This window comes from Streptomyces sp. NPDC079020 (genome assembly GCF_044542225.1).
Lineage (GTDB): Bacteria > Actinomycetota > Actinomycetes > Streptomycetales > Streptomycetaceae > Streptomyces.
Genome location: NZ_JBITUB010000001.1, coordinates 315720 through 330914 on the forward strand (window position 1 = coordinate 315720; position 15195 = coordinate 330914).

Below are 15195 nucleotides of genomic sequence, written 5' to 3' on the forward strand. Positions count from 1 at the left end.
CCAGTCAGTCTAAAAGAATCGTCCGAGCACCAGAGGATCAGGGGAGAATCTGTGGACAGCCCGCACGGCGCGGCCGTCGGCGCCGAGGACTTCGGACTCAAGGGGCCGCGTGGCTGGGCGTTCCGGGGGGTGGCGTTCGACGCCGAGCCCGGATCGCTCGTCGCGATCGAGGGGCCCTCCGGCTCGGGCCGCACCTGCCTGCTGCTCGCGCTCACCGGCCGGATGCGCCCCTCCGAGGGCCACGCGGAGACCGGCGGCCTGCGCCTGCCGGGCAAGGCGGCCGCCGTCCGCAGGATCAGCGCCCTGGGCCCGGTCCCCGGGGTCAGCGAGCTCGATCCCGCCTTCACCGTCGCCGAGCACCTGCGGGAGCGGGCCCTGCTCCAGCGCCGCTACGACGGTTCCCTGCGCGCCCTGTTCCGCCCGCGCGCCGAACGCGCCGCCTCGGCGCGGGCCCGGATCGACGAGGCGCTGGAGCGCGCCGGACTCGACCCCGCCGCCCTGCCCAAGGCCGACCGGACCTCCGTACGGGATCTGGAGCGGCTGGAGGCGCTGCGGCTGTCCGTCGCGCTGGCCCTGATCGGCAGGCCCCGGCTGCTCGCCGTCGACGACACCGATCTCAAGCTCTCCGACGCCGCGCGCGCCGAGGCCTGGGACCTGCTGCGTTCGGTCGCGGACGCGGGAACGACGGTGCTCGCCGTGTGCAGCGAAGCCCCGGAGGACGCACTCGTCGTGCGTGCCGGCACCATGGAAGAGAGGACGGCCGATGCGTTCGCCGAGACTGGCCGCGCTTGAGCTGAAGCGGTTCGGCAGGGGGAAGCTGCCGATGGCCGCGCTGGTGGCGATCCTGCTGCTGCCCCTGCTGTACGGCGCCCTGTACCTGTGTTCGTTCTGGGACCCCTACGGCCGCCTCGACAAGCTGCCCGTGGCCCTGGTCAACGACGACAAGGGAGCGAGCGTCTCGGGCGAGCGCATCGCGGCCGGTGACGAGATCACCGGCAAGCTGCGGGACTCCGAGGTCTTCGAGTGGCACGAGGTGAGTTCCGCCGAGGCCCTCAAGGGCGTCGAGGACGGCACGTACTACCTCTCGCTGACCATGCCGTCCGACTTCAGCGAGCGGATCGCGTCCAGCGGCGGGGACTCCCCCGAGACCGGCGCCCTCCAGGTGCGGACGAACGACGCCAACAACTACATCGTCGGGCAGATCTCCCGCTCGGTGTTCTCCGAGGTACGCACGGCGGCGTCCACGAACGCCTCCCGGGGCTTCCTGGACCGGATCTTCATCAACTTCTCCGACCTCCACGGCGAGACCGCCAAGGCGGCCAAGGGCGCCGACGACCTCAAGGGCGGCATCTCCCAGGCCAAGAAGGGCTCGAAGGACCTCGCGGACGGCCTCAAGGACTCCAAGGCGGGCAGCAAGCGGCTGTCCGACGGCATCGTCACGCTCAACCAGGGCGCGAGCGATCTCGAAGCGGGTTCCCGGCAGGTCGCCGAGGGCACCCAGGCGCTCGCCGACAAGGTCAACGGCATCGCCACCGACGTACGGCCGTTCCTCAAGGACAACGGGAAGGCGATCGGCGACACGGCCCGGCTGGTCGCCGACTCCTCGCAGACCGTGCGCGACAACCTCGGCCTGCTCGTGGAGGCCGCCCCCACCGCGGCGAGCACCGCCGACGCGGCCTCCGACGACCTCGCCGAGATCTACCGCACCCGGTGCGAGGAGCAGCCGCTCCCCGACGACCCGACGGTCTGCCCCCCGCTGAAGCGGGCCAGGACCGCGGCGGCCGATGTCGCGAAGGTCGCGGACGACGTGAACGCCCTGGTCACGAGCCAGAACGGCGACCTGAAGAAGCTGCGCGGACAGCTGGCCACCCTGCAGGAGCAGGCCGACGCGCTCGCCGAGCGCTCCCCGACGCTGGACACCGACCTGAAGTCCGCCGTCGCGAAGATCAACACGCTCAACACCGGTGCCCACAAGGTCGCCAAGGGCGCCGACGACCTGCACACCGGACTCGGGACGGCCAAGACCGGATCCGCCGATCTGGACACCGGGGTCGGCAAGCTCAAGACGGGCGCGGACAACCTGGACGGCGGGCTGTACCGGCTCGGCGACGGGTCGGCCACGCTCGCCCAGGGGCTGAACGACGGCGCCGGCAAGATCCCCGACTACGACGAGAAGGACCGCGACACGCGTACGGGCGTGATGGCCGACCCCGTACAGCTGGCGTCCGAATCACTGCACGCGGCCCCGAACTACGGCACCGGCTTCGCCCCCTACTTCATCCCGCTCTCCCTCTGGGTCGGCGCGATGGTGGCGTACATGCTGATCCAGCCGCTCAACCGGCGGGCGCTCGCCGCCGGGGCCTCCGCCTGGCGGATCGCCTTCGCCGGCTGGCTGCCGGTCGCCTCGATCGGCCTGCTCCAGGTCGCCACGCTGATGTCGGTCCTGCACTGGGGCCTCGGCCTGCAGATGGCCCACGCGGCCGGGACGATCGGCTTCCTGGCCCTGGTCACCTGCTGCTTCGCCGCGATCATCCAGTGGCTGAACGCCCGCTTCGGAGCGGCCGGACGGATCCTGGTCCTGGCGGTGCTGATGCTCCAGCTGACCTCGGCCGGAGGGACCTACCCCGTCGAGACCAGCCCCGGATTCTTCGGCGCGGTCAACCCCTATCTGCCGATGAGCTACGTCGTCGACGCGCTGCGCAGGCTGATCACGGGCGGCGGCCTCGGCCCGGTGTGGCAGGGCTGCGCCGTGCTGGTCTTCTTCACCGCGGGCGCGCTGGTCCTGACCGCGCTCTCCGCGCGCCGCAAGCAGGTGTGGACGCTGGACCGGCTGCATCCGGAGCTGAGCCTGTGAGCACCCCGGGACCTGTGAGAATCGACCGTATGGAAAGCAGTAGCACCACGCGCCGCCAGGCCACCCGGCAGAAGCTCTACGAGGCGGCGGTGACTCTCATCGCCGAGAAGGGCTTCTCCGCGACCACGGTGGACGAGATCGCGGAGCGTGCCGGGGTCGCCAAGGGCACGGTCTACTACAACTTCAAGAGCAAGACCGAACTCTTCGAGGAGTTGCTGCGGCACGGCGTCGGACTGCTCACGGCCTCCCTGCGGGCGGCCGCCGAGGGGACCGAGGAGCGGGGCGGCACCAGGGTCGAGGCGCTGGACGCCATGATCCGGGCCGGGCTGGCCTTCATCGACCGCTATCCGGCCTTCACCCAGCTGTACGTCGCCGAGCTCTGGCGCACCAACCGGGCCTGGCAGGCGACCCTTCTGGTGGTGCGGCAGGAGGCCGTGGCCGTGGTCGAGGACGTACTGCGGGAGGCCGTGAAGAACGGCGAGCTGAGCAAGGAGATCGACATTCCGCTGACGGCGGCCGCGCTCGTCGGAATGGTGCTGGTCGCGGCCCTCGACTGGCAGGCGTTCCAGCCGGAGCGGTCGATCGACGAGGTGCACTCGGCACTGTCCCTGCTGCTGCACGGGCGGGTCAGCGGGCACTGATCCGGGGCGCCGCGGACCCGTGCCGCACGCGAAGACGCCGGCCCGGTGGAGTTCGATCCCCCTCGAACTCCACCGGACCGGCGTCTTCCGTGCTGCCGGAGAACCTTTCCCCCGTGACCCCGTGACTTCGTGTCCCCCGTGGTCCCCCGGGCCCTCCGTCGCGCACCCCCGTGTCGTCGGGGGTGCCGCGCCGTTCCGCCGCCCCGTGCCGGCGGTCCTGGCGCCGCGCCCCTTCCGTGGCCACCACTCTGCCGTCCGCGCAGGTGGAGGCCCATCCGCACATCTACTCATCTCGGTCCCTAGGTACGGGTACTCAGAGCTGCGCACCCGGGCCCATCCCGGCCGGCCCCGCGCTGGTTACGATCGCGTCCGTGTCCGTACTCCCTCTGGTGTTCACAAGTGGCTGGGCGAGCGGGATCAACGCCTACGCGGTGGTCCTGCTGCTCGGCGTCTTCGGCGCGACCGGGGTGAGCGACGAGGTGCCCGCGTCATTGCAGCGCACCGATGTCCTCGTCGTGGCCGCCGTGCTGTTCCTGTGCGAGGCGGTGGCCGACAAGATCCCGTACGTGGACTCGGTCTGGGACACCGCGCACACCGTGATCCGGCCGCTGTCCGGCGCGGTCGTGGCGGCGCTGCTGGCCGGCGGGAGCGGTTCGCTGCCGGAGCTGGCGGCCGGGGCCCTCGGCGGTTCCACGGCGCTGCTGAGCCATCTGGTGAAGGCGGGCACCAGGATGGCGGTCAACACCTCCCCCGAGCCGTTCAGCAATATCGGGGTGAGCACGGCCGAGGACCTGGGTGTCGCGGGGATCATCACCTTCGCGATATTCCATCCGCTGGCGGCCGCCGTCATCGCCGCGACGCTGCTGGTGCTCGGGCTGGTGACAGTGGCCTTCCTGGCCTCGCGCATCCGCCGGTTCCTGCGTCGCAGGGCCCGGCGGCGCGAGGAGAGACACCTGGCCGGGGCGGGCGGGCACCGGCCTCACGGGTGAGGTGCCGGAGGCGGTCGATAAAGTCACCCGCATGGCACGAATTGCGGTGATCGGCGCCGGGACGGGCGCGATGGCGGCGGCCGCCCGGCTCGCCGTGGCAGGCCACCGGGTGACGGTGTACGAGCGGTCGGCGACGTACGGCGGCTCGGTGGGCCGGTACGCCCACGACGGCTTCGTCTTCGACACGGGGCCGGGGCTGCTGCATCTGCCCGCGGTCCAGCGGGACCTGTTCGTCAAGACCGGCAAGGAGTCCCTGGAGCAGAGCGTCACGCTGTGCCAGGTCGACCCGGCCGGCCGCCACCTCTTCGCGGACGGCACCGCGGTCTCCCTGCCCAATGCCTCCCGGTCCAAGGTGGCCGCCGCGCTGGACGGAGCGCTCGGGGCGGGCTCGGGCGCCCGCTGGAGCGGATTCCTGGACCGGGCGCGGGACGCCTGGGACCGGTCGCGGCGCCCGTTGCTGGAGGAGCCGCTGACCACCGGACGGCAGGCGCTCGGCCGCGATCCCTACCCCGCGCTGCGGCAGCGCCGGCTGCTGCGCGGCGCCCGGCAGGCGGGAACGGTCTCGGAGATCGGCGCCTGGGAGCTGGCGGACCCCCGGCTGGCCGCCCTGCTCGACGGGTACGCCCTGGCGTACGGGCTCGATCCCCGCCGCGCCCCGGCCGCCGCCGCGCTCCTGCCGTACATGGAGGAGACCTTCGGCAGCTGGTACGTCGCCGGAGGGATGCGGGAGCTGGCCCGTGCGGTGTACGAGCGGTGCCTGGCCCGCCGGGTGGAGTTCGTCTTCGGCGCCGAGGTGGTCCGGATCGTCGAGAAGGACGGCCGGGCCGCGGGCGTGGAACTGGCGGGCGGTCAGGTGGCCGAGGCCGACCGGGTGGTGCTCGGCGTCCAGCCTCGCCCCGGTCTGGTGCCGGGTCAGGAGCCGTGGGCGGACGGGGACATGGCAACGCGGCCGCGTCCGGGGACGGGTGACGCGCCCGGCCGGTTCGTGGTGCTGCTGTCCCTGCGCGGTGCCCGGGAGGCCGGTGCCGTGCACCGTACGGTGGTGCATCCGGCGGACGGGGCCGCGGAGTCGGCGGCGGTGTTCGGGGGCGGGATCGCCGAGAGCCCCACGGTGACGGTGCTGCGGCCAGACGATCCCTCGACCCGCCCGGACGAGGCCCATGAGGCGGTGACCCTGACCGCCACGGTGGCCCCGCAGGGGCCGGTCGACTGGACGGACGCGGAGCTGCGCGACCGGTACGCCGGAACGCTGGTCTCGCTGGCCGCCGCGGCCGTTCCCGGGCTGCGGGAGCGGATCCTGCACACCGAGGTGCGGACCCCGGCCGAGACCGCCGCGGAGACGGGCGCCGAGGGCGGTGCGGTGCCCGCGCCCGCGCTGGCCGGGGCGGGCGGCGCGTATCTGCATCCGGCGAACCTCACCCGGCTGCCGGGCCTGTATCTGGCGGGCGGCTGGTCCCATCCGGGCGGCGGCCTCGCGCACGCAGGGATGTCGGGGACGCTGGTCGCCGGACTCATCGTGGAGGGCGACGACTTCCGCGGCTCCCGCTGAGCGCGGGGACGGCGGCGTTCGGGGGACAGCCGTTGCGGCTGTCCCCCTGCTCAGTGGCGGAACGGGGTGCTCGGCGGCGGGACGGGGCTCAGTAGCGGTACTGCTCGTTCTGGCCGGTGTCGTAGCCGTTGCCGTAGGGGGCGGGCCGCACCGGCTGCTCCTGGGGCGTCGGCGGGTACTGCTCGGTGTCGCGCTGCTGCGGGACCCAGACGCCCCCGGGCGGGGTGTCCACGCCGTACTGCTGGGCGTACGGGTCGGCGAACGGCTGCTGGCCCCCGTAGCCGTCGAAGCCGCTGCCCTGGCTGTCGTACGGGGCGTAGGGCGCCGGTCCGCCGGTGGTGCCGGTGCCGATGTAGGGGTCGGAGTAGGCCGCGTAGCTCTGCTGGCCCGTGCCGTAGTCGTACTGCCCCGCGTAGGTGTCCTGGGCCGGGCCGCCGTAGTCGCCGTACTGCGGCTGCGCTCCGGTCCCGGGCTGCTCCGGACTGCCGGAGCCGAAGGCGGGGCCGCCGCCGAATCCGAGGTCGCCGCCGGGGCCGGTGGCGCCGGCGGACTGCGTGTCACGGGTGTAGACGCCGTACTGCCCGGTGTCGTCGGGCATCGGCTGCGGCTCGTAGACCGATGCGGCCGGTGCCGCGGCGGTCTCCTGGAGCGGCTGCCCGAACTCCAGGTCCGAGACCTCCAGGGTGGGCTCCTTGGTGGCCGCCCGCCCGCCGCCCCGGCGGCGCCGGCTCTCGCCGGGGCTGCCCCCGATGGCCCAGCCGGTCGAGAAGCCCCGCCGGAAGGAGAGCGTCACATAGGTCTGGCCGGTGGCGAAGGCGATCGCCCCCACGACAATGACCAGTACGGAGGGGATCAGCACGCCGATCACCACTCCGAGGAACCCGCCGAAGGCGAGGAGCCGCCAGCGCAGCCGCGCCTTGTACTGCAGCAGCACCTCGCCCAGCAGCCACAACGCCACAAAGCCGAATGCGATGTAGAGGACCGTCCAGCCCACGCCCGCCCCCTCCTACGGCCACCGCCCCGGTTGGTGGCGGGTACGGCCGGTCACGACTGCTTGTGCAGTCCGAGATTCTCGTAGATTTCGAGCGTTGCCGTCGAGTTGTTGAGCGTGATGAAGTGAAGTCCGGGCACACCTTCGGACTGCAGCTTCGCGCAGAACTCCGTTGCGAACTCGATGCCAATGGAGCGTACAGCGGCCGGCTCGTCCTTGACGGCGAGGATGCGCTCTTTCAACACTGCGGGGAGGGTCGCGTTGCTGAGCTGCGCAAACCTTTCCAGCTGTTTCACGCTGGTGAGCGGCATGACCTCGGGAATGACGGGAGTTCCGCAACCCGCCGCAACCACTCGGTCACGCATACGGAGATAGTCATCCGGATTGAAGAACATCTGAGTGATCGCATAATCGGCACCGGCGCGGCACTTGTCCACGAAATGCCCGATGTCGGTCTCCCAGTCGCTCGACCGCGGGTGCATTTCGGGAAATGCGGCGACGCCCACACAGAAGTCGCCGGACTCCTTGATGAGCCGGACGAGGTCGGCGGCGTACCGCACGCCCTGCGGGTGCTCGACCCACTCGCCCATCGGGTCGCCGGGCGGGTCGCCCCGCACCGCGAGGATGTTCCGGATCCCGGCGTCGGCGTACTGCCCGATCATGTTGCGCAGTTCCGCGACGGAGTGGTTGACCGCGGTGAGGTGGGCGACCGGGGTGAGCGTGGAGTCGGCGGCGATCTGCTGGGTCGCCTTGACCGTCCCCGCGCGCGTGGAGCCTCCGGCGCCGTACGTCACCGAGACGAAGCTCGGGCGCACCGCCTCGACCCGCCGCAGCGCATTCCAGAGGTTCCGCTCGCCCTTCTCGGTCTTGGGCGCCCAGAACTCGAAGGAATACGAGGTTTTGCCGGTCGCGAGCAGGTCCCGCACGGTGCGCGCACGGTCTGTCCTGGTGGAAGGTGTGCCAAGGGCCATACTGGGAGGTTAACCAGGGCGGGGCGGTCCCCCAACCAGGCCTCCACTTTTTGCCTGAATTGGCCTGATTGTTGTCCACCCCTCGGACACCGCCGTCCCGGGCCGCCCGGAGGTGTCCCTGACCGCCCGGACGGCCCGCGGACCTCAGAGCTCGTGCGCCCTGACGCGCCGCGCGAGGGCGGCGGCGGCTCCGGCCGGATCGTCCGCCTCGGTGATCGCCCGGACGACGACAACCCGGCGGGCGCCCGCCTCCAGCACCTCGTCCAGATTGCCCGCGCCGATCCCGCCGATGGCGAACCAGGGGCGCGGCTGCCGGAGCGAGGCGGCGTAGCGCACGAGGCCGAGCCCGGGGGCGTACCGGCCGGGCTTGGTCGGGGTGGGCCAGCAGGGGCCGGTGCAGAAGTAGTCCACGCCCGGCGCGGCGACGGCCGCGTCGACCTCGGACTCGGCGTGCGTGGAGCGGCCGGTCACCACGTCCTGGCCGATGATCGCGCGGGCGGCCGGCACCGGCAGGTCGCCCTGGCCCAGGTGCAGCACATCCGCGCCGATGGCGTGGGCGACATCGGCGCGGTCGTTCACGGCGAGGAGCTTGCCGTGGCGCAGGCAGGCGTCGGCGAACACTTCGAGGTGTTCCAGCTCCTCGGCCGCCTCCATGCCCTTGTCCCGCAGTTGGACGATGTCGACGCCGCCGGAGAGCACGGCGTCGAGGAACGCGGGAAGGTCACCCTGTCGCCTGCGGGCGTCCGTGCAGAGGTACAGCCGGGCGTCGGACAGCAGCTCGCGAGGCGTGGGCATGGCGGAATCCCCCCGGGGTTACCGCGGGGTACGGGCCGTGCGGCACGGCCCGTACCCCGCGTGCGGTTGTCTCGGTCAGACGGCGAGCGCCTGGGCGCGGCGCTTCACCTCCGTCCCGCGATTCTCGCTCAGGGCCTGCGCGGGAGTGCCGGGCAGGGTCGGGTCGGGGGTGAAGAGCCAGTCCACCATCTCTTCGTCGGAGAAGCCGTCGTCCCTCAGGAGCGTCAGGGTCCCCGAGAGGCCCTTGACCACCTTGTCGCCGTCGATGAAGGCGGCAGGCACCTGGAGTGTCCGGTTCTCACCACGGCGTACGGCGATGAGCTGGCCTTCCTTGACCAGCTGCCGCACCCGCGTCACCTCGATATCGAGCATTTCCGCGATGTCGGGAAGGTGGAGCCAGGCAGGGACTAGAGCATCGATCTTTGCGTCAATCTCGGTCACGAGGACAAGCGTGCCATCTGGGACCGACAGTCGGAAGCCGGGCCGACCGTACGGGGGTCGGCCCGCGCCGTCACAGGACCGCCGACTTCAGCGGTACGGAGGGGTCCGCGGCCCGCGCCGGGTCGATGGGCGCCCCCGATTCGATGAGCTTGCGGCCCTGCGCCAGGTCGCGCGGCCGGCCGACGGCGAGGACGGCGGTCAGCGCGCCGCCGCGGAGCCAGCACACCGACCAGGCGGGGTCGGCGGGGTCGCCGCGCCACAGCAGGGTGTCGGCCCCCGCGTGGTGGCCCGCGTACTGCACGAAGCGGCCGAACTGCTCGGACCAGAAGTACGGCACGGGGTCGTACACCCCGGGCCGCCCTTCCCCGTCGAGGGCGGCGATGTCCGCGGCGACGGTACGGGGGCCCTGGAGGGCGTTGTCCCAGTGGTGGACCAGCAGGCGTTCGCCGTAGCGGGCGGAGGGGAAGGAGGCGCAGTCGCCGACCGCGTACACATCGGGCAGCGAGGTGCGCAGCGCGCTGTCGGCGGTGACGGAGCCGTCCGGGCCGAGCGCGACGCCGGAGCCGGTCAGCCAGCCGGTGGCGGGCCGGGCGCCGATCCCGACGACCACCGCACCGGCCGGGAGGACCCTGCCGTCCGCGAGGACCACGGTGCCCTCCTCGACGCGGGCGACCCGGGCACCGGTGAGGAGTTCGGCACCGCTCTCGGCGTACCAGTCGGCCATCGGGGCGGCGGCCTCCGCGGGCAGGGCGCCGGCGAGCGGGCGGTCGGCGGCTTCGACGACGGTGACCGCGCAGCCCGCGGCGCGGGCGGCGGTGGCGAACTCGGCGCCGATCCAGCCCGCCCCCACGACCACCACGTCGTGCTGCCGCTCCAGGACGGGGCGCAGCCGGGCGGCGTCGTCGAGGGTGCGCAGCAGATGGACCCCGGGCACCCCCTCGGAGCCGGGCAGCAGCACGGGTTCGGCGCCGGTGGCGATGACCAGGACGTCGTACGGAACGGGACCGTCCGGTGTGTCCAGTTCATGTGCGCCGGAGCGCAGGGCGCTCACGTCCACGCCCAGGCGCAGGGTGATGTCCAGCGCCTCGAAGTCGATGTCGAACGCGGAGTCCTCCGCCTTGCCGAGCAGGACCGCCTTGGACAGCGGTGGCCGGTCGTAGGGCTGGTGCGGTTCGGCGCCGATCAGGGTCACCGGTCCGGTGAAGCCCCTTTCGCGCAGGGCCACGGCGGTCTGCACGCCCGCCATGCCCGCTCCGACGATCACGACGCGGCGCGTCCGCTGCCGTGCTGCCTGCTGTTCCGTCTGCTCGCTCACCCGTCCACCATAAACACCTGACGGACCGTCAGGAAGTGGGCTGCCCCTCCACGCCCGTCCCGCCGCCCTTCCGGTGCCCCCCTCCCGCGTCCCGCGTCAGCTGGGCGCGGGGGGCGTCTCCCGGGGCGACCGGGTTTAGGGTGGCAGACGGAAAACACTCGCGGGAGTCCGGGCGTACCGGACTGAGAGGGAGGCTGGACGGCCTCCGACCGTACGAACCTGATCCGGGTCATGCCGGCGAAGGGAGGGGCTGGACGCCCATGCGTTCTTCTCGTAACGGAAACGGATCCGACGTCCTCGTCATCGGGGGCGGAATCATCGGTCTGGTGACCGCCTGGCGGGCGGCGCAGCGCGGGCTGCGGACCACGGTCGCCGATCCCGGCCCCGGCGGCGGGGCCGCGCGGGTCGCGGCCGGAATGCTGGCCGCCGTCACCGAACTCCACTACGGCGAACAGCTGCTGCTCGGCCTCAATGTCGCCTCCGCGGCCCGTTATCCGGCGTTCGCCGAGGAGCTGACGGCGGCGAGCGGACAGGACATCGGCTTTCGCGCCTGCGGCACGCTCGCCGTGGCGCTGGACTCCGACGACCGCGCCCATCTGCGCGAACTGCACGCCCTGCAACAGCGTTCGGGGCTGCGGTCCGAGTGGCTCACCGGCCGTGAGTGCCGCCGGCTGGAGCCGATGCTGGCGCCCGCGGTACGCGGCGGACTGCGGGTCGACGGCGACCATCAGGTGGACCCCCGGCGGCTGGCCGCCGCGCTCCTGACCGCCTGCGAGCGGGCCGGGGTGGTCCTTCACCGGGACCGGGCCGAGCGGCTCACGGTCTCGGGCGGCCGGGCCGCCGGTGCCGTACTCGCCGACGGCACGGAGCTCGCCGCCGACCAGGTGGTGCTCGCCGCGGGCAGTCTCAGCGGCCGGCTCGCCGGGCTGCCGGACGAGGCCGTTCCGCCGGTACGCCCGGTCAAGGGCCAGGTGCTGCGGCTGACCGTGCCGCCCGCGTACGCCCCCTTCCTGAGCCGGACCGTGCGCGCCGTGGTCCGCGGCAGCCACCTCTATCTCGTCCCGCGCGAGAACGGCGAGCTGGTCGTCGGAGCCACCAGCGAGGAGCTGGGCTGGGACACCACCGTCACGGCCGGCGGGGTGTACGAGCTGCTCCGCGACGCGCACGAGCTGGTGCCCGGCATCACCGAACTGCCCCTCACCGAGACCCGGGCGGGACTGCGCCCCGCCTCCCCCGACAACGCCCCGCTGCTCGGCCCCACCGCCCTGCCCGGTCTCCTCCTCGCCACCGGCCACCACCGCAACGGGGTGCTGCTGACCCCCGTCACGGGTGACGTGATGGCGGAGGTGCTGACCTCCGGCGAGCTGCCCGAGGTGGCCCGCCCCTTCGCGCCGGGCCGTTTCGCGCCCGCCGCCGCCCGTGTACCCGCCGCCCCCGTATCCCAGGAGCAGCCCGCATGACCCGGCCCGATCCGGCCCGCGCCGCCGCGCCCGCCCCCGTATCCGCGCCCTCCGCCGTGCCCTTCGCCGTGCCCGTCGCAGCCCCGGCTCCCGTTCCGGCCCCCGCTCCCCGTCCGGCACCCGGCGCGTCCGTCGCGGTCACCGTGAACGGCGAGGACCGCGACCTGCCCGCCGGCACCGCGCTGGACGCCCTCGTCGCGACGCTGACCTCCGCGCACCGCGGAGTCGCCGCCGCCGTCAACGAGAGCGTCGTCCCGCACGGCCGGTGGTCCGCCACCACGCTCGGCGACGGCGACCGGGTCGAGATCCTCACCGCCGTGCAGGGGGGCTGACCGTGTCCGGCGATCTCTTCACCCTCGGCGGCACCGCCTTCACCTCCCGGCTGATCATGGGCACCGGCGGGGCCCCGAGCCTCGACGTGCTCGAACGCTCCCTGGCCGCCTCCGGCACCGAGCTGACCACCGTCGCGATGCGCCGTCTCGACCCGACCGTCCAGGGCTCGGTGCTCTCCGTCCTGGAACGGCTCGCGATCAGGGTCCTGCCGAACACGGCGGGCTGCTTCACGGCGGGCGAGGCCGTACTGACTGCCCGGCTGGCCCGGGAGGCGCTCGGTACCGACTGGGTAAAGCTGGAGGTGGTGGCCGACGAACGGACGCTGCTGCCCGACCCGATCGAGCTGCTGGACGCGGCCGAGACCCTGGTCGACGACGGGTTCACGGTGCTGCCGTACACCAACGACGACCCCGTGCTGGCCCGGAAGCTGGAGGACGTGGGGTGCGCGGCGATCATGCCGCTCGGCTCCCCCATCGGCTCCGGCCTCGGCATCCGCAATCCGCACAACTTCCAGCTGATCGTCGAACGGGCCGGGGTGCCGGTGATCCTGGACGCGGGGGCCGGAACCGCCTCGGACGCCGCACAGGCGATGGAGCTCGGGTGCGCGGCGGTGATGCTGGCCTCCGCCGTGACCCGGGCGCAGGAGCCCGAGCTGATGGCGGCGGCGATGCGGCACGCGGTGGACGGCGGACGGCTGGCCCACCGGGCGGGCCGGATCCCGCGCCGCCACTTCGCCGAGGCCTCGTCGCCGGTGGCGGGGCGGGCGGTGCTGGACCCGGAGCGCCCGGCGTTCTGACGGCCCGGGGCGCGTGGTTCCGGCGCACGCACAGCACCTTCACCGTGTGCGTGTCCCTGTCACGGATCGGCTGCAGTACGGCCCCGGGACCGCCCCGGCCCGTCCGGCCCGTCCGTGGTGACTCGTAGACTCATCAGGTGGATACGACCCTCCAGGACCCTCTCGTCGGGCAGCTGCTCGACGGCCGGTATCGCGTAGAGGCGCGCATCGCCGTCGGCGGCATGGCCACGGTCTACCGGGCCGTGGACACCCGCCTCGACCGGGTGCTCGCCCTCAAGGTGATGCACCCGGCGCTCGCGACCGACGTCTCCTTCGTCGAGCGCTTCATCCGCGAGGCCAAGTCGGTGGCCCGGCTCGCGCACCCCAATGTCGTCGCGGTCTTCGACCAGGGGGCGCAGGGGGCGTACGTCTATCTCGCGATGGAGTACGTCGCGGGGTGCACCCTGCGCGACGTCCTGCGCGAGCGCGGTGCCCTCCAGCCCCGGGCCGCGCTGGACATCCTGGAGCCGGTCCTGGCCGCGCTCGGCGCGGCGCACCGGGCGGGCTTCGTGCACCGCGACATGAAGCCGGAGAACGTCCTGATCGGGGACGACGGCCGGGTGAAGGTCGCCGACTTCGGTCTCGTACGGGCCGTGGGCACCGTCACCGACAGCACCGGCTCGCTCCTGGGCACCGTGTCGTATCTCGCCCCCGAGCAGATCGAGCACGGCACGGCGGACACCCGCGCCGATGTGTACGCCTGCGGGGTCGTGCTGTACGAGATGCTGACCGGCGGCAAGCCGCACACCGGCGAGACCCCGGCCCAGGTCATCTACCAGCACCTCAACGAGGACGTCCCGGCTCCCTCGGCCGTGGTTCCCGGCCTTCCGGTCGCGCTGGACAGCCTGGTGGCGAGCGCGACGGCCCGGAACGCGGAGATCCGCCCGCACGACGCGGTGGTGCTGCTCGCCGAGGCCCGGGAGGCCCGTGCCGGGCTCACCGACGAGGAGCTGGACGCCGTACCGCCGCAGGCCCTGACCACGGACCACGACGGCGGTGAGGACCGTACGAGCGTGATCCCGCGGGTCCTGCCCGTGGACCAGGGCACGGCCCATCACACGAGCCGGCTGGAGATGCCACCGTCCGGTCCGCCGGAGCCGGCCCGGAGCCGGCGGCGCGGACCGTTCGGGGGCCCGCGCCGGGGGCTGTACGCGGCCCTCACCGCTCTGGTGCTGGTGCTGGGGATCGGCACGGGCGTCTGGTACATCAACTCCGGGCAGTTCACCCGGGTCCCCTCCCTCCTGGGCCAGACCCAGAAGACGGCCGAGCAGCGGCTCTCGGACGCCGGTCTGGATCTGGGGGGCGTCGACCGCGCCTACAGCGACACGGTCGACCGCGGCGCGGTGATCAGCAGTGACCCCGCGTCCGGCGAGCGGATCCGGGGCAACGGCTCGGTCGCGCTGGTCGTCTCGCGCGGCCCGGAGATCGTGAAGGTCCCCGACGCCGAGGGCCTCTCGCTCGGCGACGCCCGGCGCGAGCTGAAGAAGGCGGGCCTGGTTCCCGGGATGGTGACCAGGGAGTTCAGCGAGGACATCGTCCGGGGCGATGTGATCCGTACGGACCCCGAGGCCGGCACGGAGCGCCACCCCGACTCGGCCGTCGCGCTGGTCGTCAGCAAGGGCAGCCCGGTCGACGTGCCCGATGTCACGGGGCTCTCCGTCGTGGACGCCACCGCCGCGCTGGACGAGGAGGGGCTCAAGGCCGAGGTGCTGCCCGACCGGGTCAACTCCCCCGAGGTCGCGGGCGACATCGCCCACCAGACGCCGGGCGAGGGCGCGGAGGCGGCGGAGGGCGACACGGTCCAGCTCACGGTCTCCAAGGGGCCGCGGATGCTGGACGTCCCCGATGTCACCGGCAAGGACGCCGACGAGGCACGGAGCACACTGGAGGACGCGGGCTTCGAGGTCGAGGTCGACCGGCCGTTCCTCTCCTTCAGCGACACCGTCGCGAGCCAGTCCGTGGAAGGCGGCGAACAGGCCGCCGAGGGCTCCACGATCACCATCAGGACCAAGGGACTGTAG

Annotated in this window: 14 protein-coding genes and 1 riboswitch; of the genes, 9 read left to right on the forward strand and 5 right to left on the reverse strand. The window is 73.1% G+C overall.

The genetic code is table 11. The features are described from left to right. The first annotated feature begins 51 nt into the window (after positions 1-51). From ACIGJO_RS01460 to ACIGJO_RS01480, 5 genes are all read left to right on the forward strand, one after another. Complete coding sequence (locus ACIGJO_RS01460) at positions 52-792, forward strand: ATP-binding cassette domain-containing protein (RefSeq protein WP_399950354.1); 741 nt, start codon at positions 52-54, stop codon at positions 790-792. Next, complete coding sequence (locus ACIGJO_RS01465) at positions 764-2854, forward strand: YhgE/Pip family protein (protein WP_399950357.1); 2091 nt, start codon at positions 764-766, stop codon at positions 2852-2854. The genes ACIGJO_RS01460 and ACIGJO_RS01465 overlap by 29 nt, the downstream gene beginning before the upstream one ends. Positions 2855-2883: 29 nt before the next feature. Then, complete coding sequence (locus tag ACIGJO_RS01470) at positions 2884-3495, forward strand: TetR/AcrR family transcriptional regulator (protein ID WP_399950360.1); 612 nt, start codon at positions 2884-2886, stop codon at positions 3493-3495. 371 nt (positions 3496-3866) lie between these two features. Further along, entirely contained in the window at positions 3867-4484 is a 618-nt protein-coding gene (locus tag ACIGJO_RS01475; RefSeq protein WP_399950363.1) for a DUF4126 domain-containing protein, read from the forward strand. Between the two features lie 31 nt (positions 4485-4515). Next, a complete protein-coding gene (locus tag ACIGJO_RS01480; protein WP_399950366.1) occupies positions 4516-6033 on the forward strand; it encodes a phytoene desaturase family protein in 1518 nt (505 codons plus the stop codon). A gap of 88 nt (positions 6034-6121) precedes the next feature. On the opposite strand, the gene ACIGJO_RS01485 is transcribed toward ACIGJO_RS01480, so the two are convergent. From ACIGJO_RS01485 to ACIGJO_RS01505, 5 genes are all read right to left on the reverse strand, one after another. Further along, positions 6122-7027 carry a hypothetical protein gene (locus ACIGJO_RS01485; RefSeq protein WP_399950369.1) on the reverse strand — a complete coding sequence of 302 codons (906 nt, stop codon included), beginning with the start codon at positions 7025-7027 and terminating at the stop codon, positions 6122-6124. Positions 7028-7077: 50 nt separating this feature from the next. Then, a complete protein-coding gene (gene metF, locus ACIGJO_RS01490; RefSeq protein ID WP_399950371.1) occupies positions 7078-7995 on the reverse strand; it encodes a methylenetetrahydrofolate reductase [NAD(P)H] in 918 nt (305 codons plus the stop codon). A gap of 144 nt (positions 7996-8139) precedes the next feature. Then, complete coding sequence (gene thiE, locus ACIGJO_RS01495; RefSeq protein WP_399950374.1) at positions 8140-8790, reverse strand: thiamine phosphate synthase; 651 nt, start codon at positions 8788-8790, stop codon at positions 8140-8142. Positions 8791-8865: 75 nt separating this feature from the next. After that, on the reverse strand, positions 8866-9231 hold the full coding sequence (locus ACIGJO_RS01500; RefSeq protein WP_399950377.1) for an Rv2175c family DNA-binding protein: 366 nt from the start codon (positions 9229-9231) through the stop codon (positions 8866-8868). 70 nt (positions 9232-9301) lie between these two features. Next, positions 9302-10546 (reverse strand): NAD(P)/FAD-dependent oxidoreductase, encoded by a 1245-nt coding sequence (locus ACIGJO_RS01505; protein WP_399950380.1) that lies wholly within the window; start codon positions 10544-10546, stop codon positions 9302-9304. Positions 10547-10696: 150 nt separating this feature from the next. Next, positions 10697-10809: riboswitch (TPP riboswitch) on the forward strand. Between ACIGJO_RS01505 and thiO the strand changes: the two genes are divergently transcribed. The 4 genes from thiO (at position 10807) to pknB (ending at position 15195) form a co-directional block, all read left to right on the forward strand. After that, positions 10807-12006 (forward strand): glycine oxidase ThiO, encoded by a 1200-nt coding sequence (thiO, locus tag ACIGJO_RS01510; RefSeq protein WP_399950383.1) that lies wholly within the window; start codon positions 10807-10809, stop codon positions 12004-12006. Its footprint overlaps the riboswitch before it by 3 nt. Before the next feature lie 143 nt (positions 12007-12149). After that, positions 12150-12338, forward strand: coding sequence for a sulfur carrier protein ThiS (gene thiS / locus ACIGJO_RS01515; protein WP_399951662.1), 189 nt, complete (start codon positions 12150-12152; stop codon positions 12336-12338). Positions 12339-12340: 2 nt separating this feature from the next. Beyond that, positions 12341-13135, forward strand: a complete 795-nt coding sequence (locus ACIGJO_RS01520; protein WP_399950385.1) for a thiazole synthase — start codon at positions 12341-12343, stop codon at positions 13133-13135. 137 nt (positions 13136-13272) lie between these two features. Then, the gene (gene pknB / locus ACIGJO_RS01525) at positions 13273-15195 is read left to right on the forward strand and encodes a Stk1 family PASTA domain-containing Ser/Thr kinase (RefSeq protein ID WP_399950388.1); all 1923 of its coding nucleotides are present in this window, start codon (positions 13273-13275) and stop codon (positions 15193-15195) included.

What these genes read in the sequence shown, in the direction of transcription:
- ACIGJO_RS01480 (WP_399950366.1), top strand. Translation starts at nt 4,516, where the DNA reads ATGGCACGAATTGCGGTGATCGGCGCCGGGACGGGCGCGATGGCGGCG.
- metF (WP_399950371.1), bottom strand. Translation starts at nt 7,995, where the DNA reads ATGGCCCTTGGCACACCTTCCACCAGGACAGACCGTGCGCGCACCGTG.
- ACIGJO_RS01470 (WP_399950360.1), top strand. Translation starts at nt 2,884, where the DNA reads ATGGAAAGCAGTAGCACCACGCGCCGCCAGGCCACCCGGCAGAAGCTC.
- thiO (WP_399950383.1), top strand. Translation starts at nt 10,807, where the DNA reads ATGCGTTCTTCTCGTAACGGAAACGGATCCGACGTCCTCGTCATCGGG.
- thiE (WP_399950374.1), bottom strand. Translation starts at nt 8,790, where the DNA reads ATGCCCACGCCTCGCGAGCTGCTGTCCGACGCCCGGCTGTACCTCTGC.
- ACIGJO_RS01465 (WP_399950357.1), top strand. Translation starts at nt 764, where the DNA reads ATGCGTTCGCCGAGACTGGCCGCGCTTGAGCTGAAGCGGTTCGGCAGG.